The organism is Mesobacillus sp. (assembly GCF_047739415.1).
Taxonomy (GTDB): domain Bacteria; phylum Bacillota; class Bacilli; order Bacillales; family Cytobacillaceae; genus Mesobacillus.
The window spans coordinates 1-4020 of sequence record NZ_JBIQOE010000244.1; the positions used below are offsets into that span (position 1 = coordinate 1).

Consider the following 4020-nt stretch of genomic DNA (forward strand, 5'->3'; position numbering starts at 1 on the left):
TCAAGCCCCAGGCCGATATAGAAAAATAAGTCTGCGTCTGCCAGTGCCATCATATCTTTTTGGGAGGGCTCGAATGTATGCTCATCTGCTCCCGGTGGGTAGATGGTTTCAACATTTACATACTCACCGCCAATTTGCTGAGCGAAAAACTGGAGTGGATAAACAGTGGTGTAGACTTGCAGCAGATCGTCATTCTCTTTTTGATCTGCGGCATCTTGCCCACAGCCGCTTAGAAGAGCAGCAATAACCATTAATAAAGATAAAATAAATGCAGTTTTTTTCATAAGTGCCTCCTGTTATTTAAAACGGACTCATTACGATTTACGTAATGAACTTTATTTGTTATTAGTTTTCTTGTCATGGGGATAAATATTAATTCGTAATGGTTACGATTTACCTTCTGTATCATACAAAAGGATGACAGCAAAATCAAGTAAAACATTTTGGTTCAGGTTCAGTTTGAGGTATTCTATTAGAAAGAAACTGTTTAAAAGGAGAAGAAAAATATGAGAATGCTTGATGAAATCCTTGATTTTAATGAAAAGTTTGTAGCAGAAAAGAAATATGAAGAATTCACCACAACTAAGTTTCCGAATAAAAAGATGGTTATTTTAACATGCATGGATACAAGGCTTGTTGAACTATTGCCAAGGGCTTTGAATATTCGCAATGGTGATGTGAAAATTGTAAAGAATGCCGGTGCCCTTATTATGCACCCATTCGGTAGTATCATGAGAAGTCTGCTTGTTGCTGTTTACCAGCTGCAGGCGGAGGAAGTGGCAATCATTGGTCATTATGACTGCGGAATGAGCGGGATGAAGCCTGACATCATGATTGAAGAAATGAAAAAACGCGGTGTTACAGATGATATGCTGGGAACACTGAATTATTCAGGAATAAACGTAGAGGAATGGCTTCACGGTTTCGACAATGTCAAGGACAGCGTTGCCCACAGTGTGGAAATCGTTAGAAACCATCCCTTGATGCCTAAGGATGTTCCGGTCCATGGACTAGTGATCGATCCTTCAACGGGAAGGCTTGATCAAGTTATCGATGGCTATGAAAAGTAAATTTTAATGGTTATGAGCTTTAGCGTTTTTCTTTGATGGCCACTCTTCGGGTACCGGGTCCATGCCTCCTGGATGGAAGGGTTGGCACTTCAAGATGCGTACAATCGTCAGCCATCCGCCTTTGAAGGGACCGAACCTTTTGATTGCTTCAAGTCCGTAATGGGAGCATGTTGGGTAAAAACGGCATGTAGGCGGCTTTAATGGCGAAATCACTGCCTGATAAAAACGAATGATGCCGATGAATGCTTTTTTTAGCATGGTGTTCATCCTTTCACTAAACTCTAAAAAGGAGCTGAGTCGCAGCTCCTTTTATTTATTTTCACCCTGAGATTTTGGTTCATAAGGATCTTCATGGCTGTTATTGTTGTCAATCGGATCGACAGTATGTTTATACTGATAGGCTTTTGAAGTGGTGACTACACTTAATACTAAAACAATGATAACGATAATGACTGAGATAATCAAAACGGTATACATAAAACGGCCTCCTTTACTTCAAAATTATTGTAGCATGTTCTCTTCGGCGGGAGGAAAAAAGTTGCTGGCAGCATGTTTTTTATAAAGCTGGAAGGGGAATATAATCTATGACTAAAAGGGAGGATGAATTAACAATGGCACAAACAGATTTAATCCAAGCAGTTAACAAGCAAGTTGCAAACTGGACGGTTCTTTACACAAAGCTTCATAATTATCACTGGTATGTAACAGGACGTCACTTCTTCACGCTGCACACGAAATTTGAAGAGCTTTATAACGAAGCAGCGACAATCATTGATGAATTCGCTGAAAGGATTCTTGCATTAGACGGAAAGCCTGTTGCAACCCTTAAAGAATATCTTGAATTATCTTCGGTTGAAGAAGCAACTGGTTCAGAAAATGAAGAAGACATGGTCAGACAGTTACACGATGACTTTGCTACAATCGTGGACGAGCTCCAAAATGCGATTGAACTCGCAGAAAAAGCAGAAGATACAGCTACAGCGGATATGATGACAGAAGTAAAAATGAGCCTTCGCAAGCATATGTGGATGTTCAAGGCTTATCTTGGATAAAAGGAAACTGGCCGAAAAACCGGCCAGTTTTTTTCAGTACTATACGAAATAAGACAAAAAGAAAAACCGGCCCGCAGCCGGTTTGTATGTATGGTTATTTACAAGAATTAGTGCACATTGCGGGAAGGGTATGAATTGACAGAGCGCGCGCCAAAGTCATCCTGGGCAAACTTTCCCTTCAAGCTCTCGATCAAGTAAAGGCCCATCAAATCATAAAGCTCCTGCTTATCAAGGTCCTGGATAATTTTCAACAAGTCCTCACGGCTCATCTCTTCAAGGAAGGCAAAAGCGAGCATATCGATATCCTCTTCATCACCGGTCAATTTATTGCGGTACAGTTCGTATAGCTCATCAATCAGTTTCATTAGATTTCACCTCTCCTTCTTGATCGTCCATAATTACTTATACTTATTTAATACCCTCCATCGGAAAAAATATGCCTTGGGATTGAAGTATTTTCCTGTTGGGCTGTTGATTTACCTATATCTTTATTTGGTCTAATTTTAACATACACACAACTTGAAGAGTAATTTGGAGGGCAGAAAAAATTATTTATTTTAAAGATATTCAGTATAAACGAATATAGACGCAGGGAACGATATCCATGAGGTGAGGCACATGCCAGAAGGCAAAAAAACATACTACATCAACATCAGTGATGGCGAGATTCAGAGCGTATCAACTGCATCTCCGTGGAATTTTAAAATTGAGGCAAATGATGAGGAAATCACCGCGTTAAGGGAAATATTCGATCAGGGCCATTCCACAGGCTGGCAAAATTTCATGAGGGCGCACGTTCCATATGTGCAATACCATTATGACCGTGAAAATGATGCGCTCGACAGACAACTGATCCAGACCTATGAAATGATTTATAAACTAGGTGATGAAGAAGCCAGGAACCATATTGAAAGCATGGGGATCCTCCCTGAAAAATAGAACAGCCGCAGGCAGATGTCTGCGGTTTATTCATTGTCTAAATTTCTATATAATTAGGTCATGATGTAGCGTCAGGGGAGAACTTTAATGGAGAAGTTTAAAGATATAAACGGCGGAGATGTGATCTTGTCCTTTCAGGAAAACGCCTTTGAAAAAAGTGCGCACCATGTGTTGGTCATCTGTAAATATGAAGGCAAATGGCTTTTGACCAAACATAAAGTCAGAGGTTTGGAGTTTCCGGGTGGCAAAATGGATAAAGGTGAAAGTCTGGAGGATGCAGCTCGCCGTGAGGTTATGGAGGAGACGGGTGCGGTCTTAATCGTGCTTGAGAGCATTGGAGAGTATCAGGTGAGTGATAAAGAAGATTCATTTGTAAAAAGAATCTTTTACGGTGAAGTAGAAAAAATACTGCCGCAGGATGATTATCTGGAAACAGGCGGACCAGTACTTGTAAGTGGAGATATACTAGTGGAAAGAATGAAGGACGAGTACAGTTTTATCATGAAGGACGATGTGATTAAGCATAGCCTTGAGTTTTTAAGCAAAAAGCAATAAAAGTGGCAGATTCGCCGCTTTTTTTTGTTTTTACGGCTAATAAATGCATAGGAATTAACGGTTTCTATAACCCTTGATCCGGGATATTGGCGAAAATCTGATTTTATTGGCGGAGTTCACAACTTTATTGGCGAAAATTTAGAATTAATGCCGGAGTTCACAATTTTATTGGCGAAAATTTAGATTTAATGGCGCTGCCGCTACTTATTCTAAATTAGCCGCCTTTTATAATAAATGAAAAGAAGCCGGTCATCCCGGCTTCTTCAGACTGTAGACAAACTCGATGAAAATCGTGTTTGTTTACAGTCTTTTTTTGATTGGTGGTGAAATTGGGGCTGTTGATTTCCGTTCCAGGCGCTTCGCTTTCCGCGGGGCCGGCGCTGAGCCTCCTCGCCGCCGTTGGC

General features: G+C 40.6%; 9 protein-coding genes. 4 read left to right on the forward strand and 5 right to left on the reverse strand.

The features are described from left to right. Positions 1-284: metal ABC transporter substrate-binding protein (locus ACH0QE_RS19140; protein ID WP_415802079.1), on the reverse strand; the 284-nt coding region annotated here is incomplete at its 3' end. Positions 285-506: 222 nt separating this feature from the next. On the opposite strand from ACH0QE_RS19140, the gene ACH0QE_RS19145 reads away from it, so the two are divergent. After that, positions 507-1070 (forward strand): beta-class carbonic anhydrase, encoded by a 564-nt coding sequence (locus ACH0QE_RS19145; protein WP_415802080.1) that lies wholly within the window; start codon positions 507-509, stop codon positions 1068-1070. Between the two features lie 3 nt (positions 1071-1073). On the opposite strand, the gene yidD is transcribed toward ACH0QE_RS19145, so the two are convergent. After that, positions 1074-1328 (reverse strand): membrane protein insertion efficiency factor YidD, encoded by a 255-nt coding sequence (gene yidD, locus ACH0QE_RS19150; RefSeq protein WP_415802081.1) that lies wholly within the window; start codon positions 1326-1328, stop codon positions 1074-1076. Positions 1329-1379: 51 nt separating this feature from the next. Continuing rightward, on the reverse strand, positions 1380-1547 hold the full coding sequence (gene ytzI, locus ACH0QE_RS19155; protein ID WP_415802082.1) for a YtzI protein: 168 nt from the start codon (positions 1545-1547) through the stop codon (positions 1380-1382). A gap of 134 nt (positions 1548-1681) precedes the next feature. On the opposite strand from ytzI, the gene ACH0QE_RS19160 reads away from it, so the two are divergent. Then, positions 1682-2122 carry a Dps family protein gene (locus ACH0QE_RS19160; protein ID WP_415802086.1) on the forward strand — a complete coding sequence of 147 codons (441 nt, stop codon included), beginning with the start codon at positions 1682-1684 and terminating at the stop codon, positions 2120-2122. A 107-nt stretch (positions 2123-2229) separates the two neighbouring features. Here ACH0QE_RS19160 and ACH0QE_RS19165 read toward each other — a convergent pair whose 3' ends face one another. Further along, positions 2230-2487 (reverse strand): DUF6154 family protein, encoded by a 258-nt coding sequence (locus tag ACH0QE_RS19165; protein ID WP_023626881.1) that lies wholly within the window; start codon positions 2485-2487, stop codon positions 2230-2232. A 253-nt stretch (positions 2488-2740) separates the two neighbouring features. On the opposite strand from ACH0QE_RS19165, the gene ACH0QE_RS19170 reads away from it, so the two are divergent. After that, positions 2741-3061 carry a hydrolase gene (locus tag ACH0QE_RS19170; RefSeq protein WP_415802083.1) on the forward strand — a complete coding sequence of 107 codons (321 nt, stop codon included), beginning with the start codon at positions 2741-2743 and terminating at the stop codon, positions 3059-3061. Between the two features lie 87 nt (positions 3062-3148). Continuing rightward, positions 3149-3616 (forward strand): RNA deprotection pyrophosphohydrolase, encoded by a 468-nt coding sequence (ytkD, locus tag ACH0QE_RS19175; protein WP_415802084.1) that lies wholly within the window; start codon positions 3149-3151, stop codon positions 3614-3616. Between the two features lie 214 nt (positions 3617-3830). Here the strand turns inward: ytkD and ACH0QE_RS19180 are convergent. Next, positions 3831-4020, reverse strand: a 190-nt coding sequence (locus ACH0QE_RS19180; protein WP_415802085.1) for a hypothetical protein, incomplete at its 5' end; no start/stop codon positions are given.

What these genes read in the sequence shown, in the direction of transcription:
- ytkD (WP_415802084.1), top strand. Translation starts at nt 3,149, where the DNA reads ATGGAGAAGTTTAAAGATATAAACGGCGGAGATGTGATCTTGTCCTTT.
- yidD (WP_415802081.1), bottom strand. Translation starts at nt 1,328, where the DNA reads ATGCTAAAAAAAGCATTCATCGGCATCATTCGTTTTTATCAGGCAGTG.
- ACH0QE_RS19160 (WP_415802086.1), top strand. Translation starts at nt 1,682, where the DNA reads ATGGCACAAACAGATTTAATCCAAGCAGTTAACAAGCAAGTTGCAAAC.
- ACH0QE_RS19145 (WP_415802080.1), top strand. Translation starts at nt 507, where the DNA reads ATGAGAATGCTTGATGAAATCCTTGATTTTAATGAAAAGTTTGTAGCA.
- ACH0QE_RS19165 (WP_023626881.1), bottom strand. Translation starts at nt 2,487, where the DNA reads ATGAAACTGATTGATGAGCTATACGAACTGTACCGCAATAAATTGACC.
- ytzI (WP_415802082.1), bottom strand. Translation starts at nt 1,547, where the DNA reads ATGTATACCGTTTTGATTATCTCAGTCATTATCGTTATCATTGTTTTA.
- ACH0QE_RS19170 (WP_415802083.1), top strand. Translation starts at nt 2,741, where the DNA reads ATGCCAGAAGGCAAAAAAACATACTACATCAACATCAGTGATGGCGAG.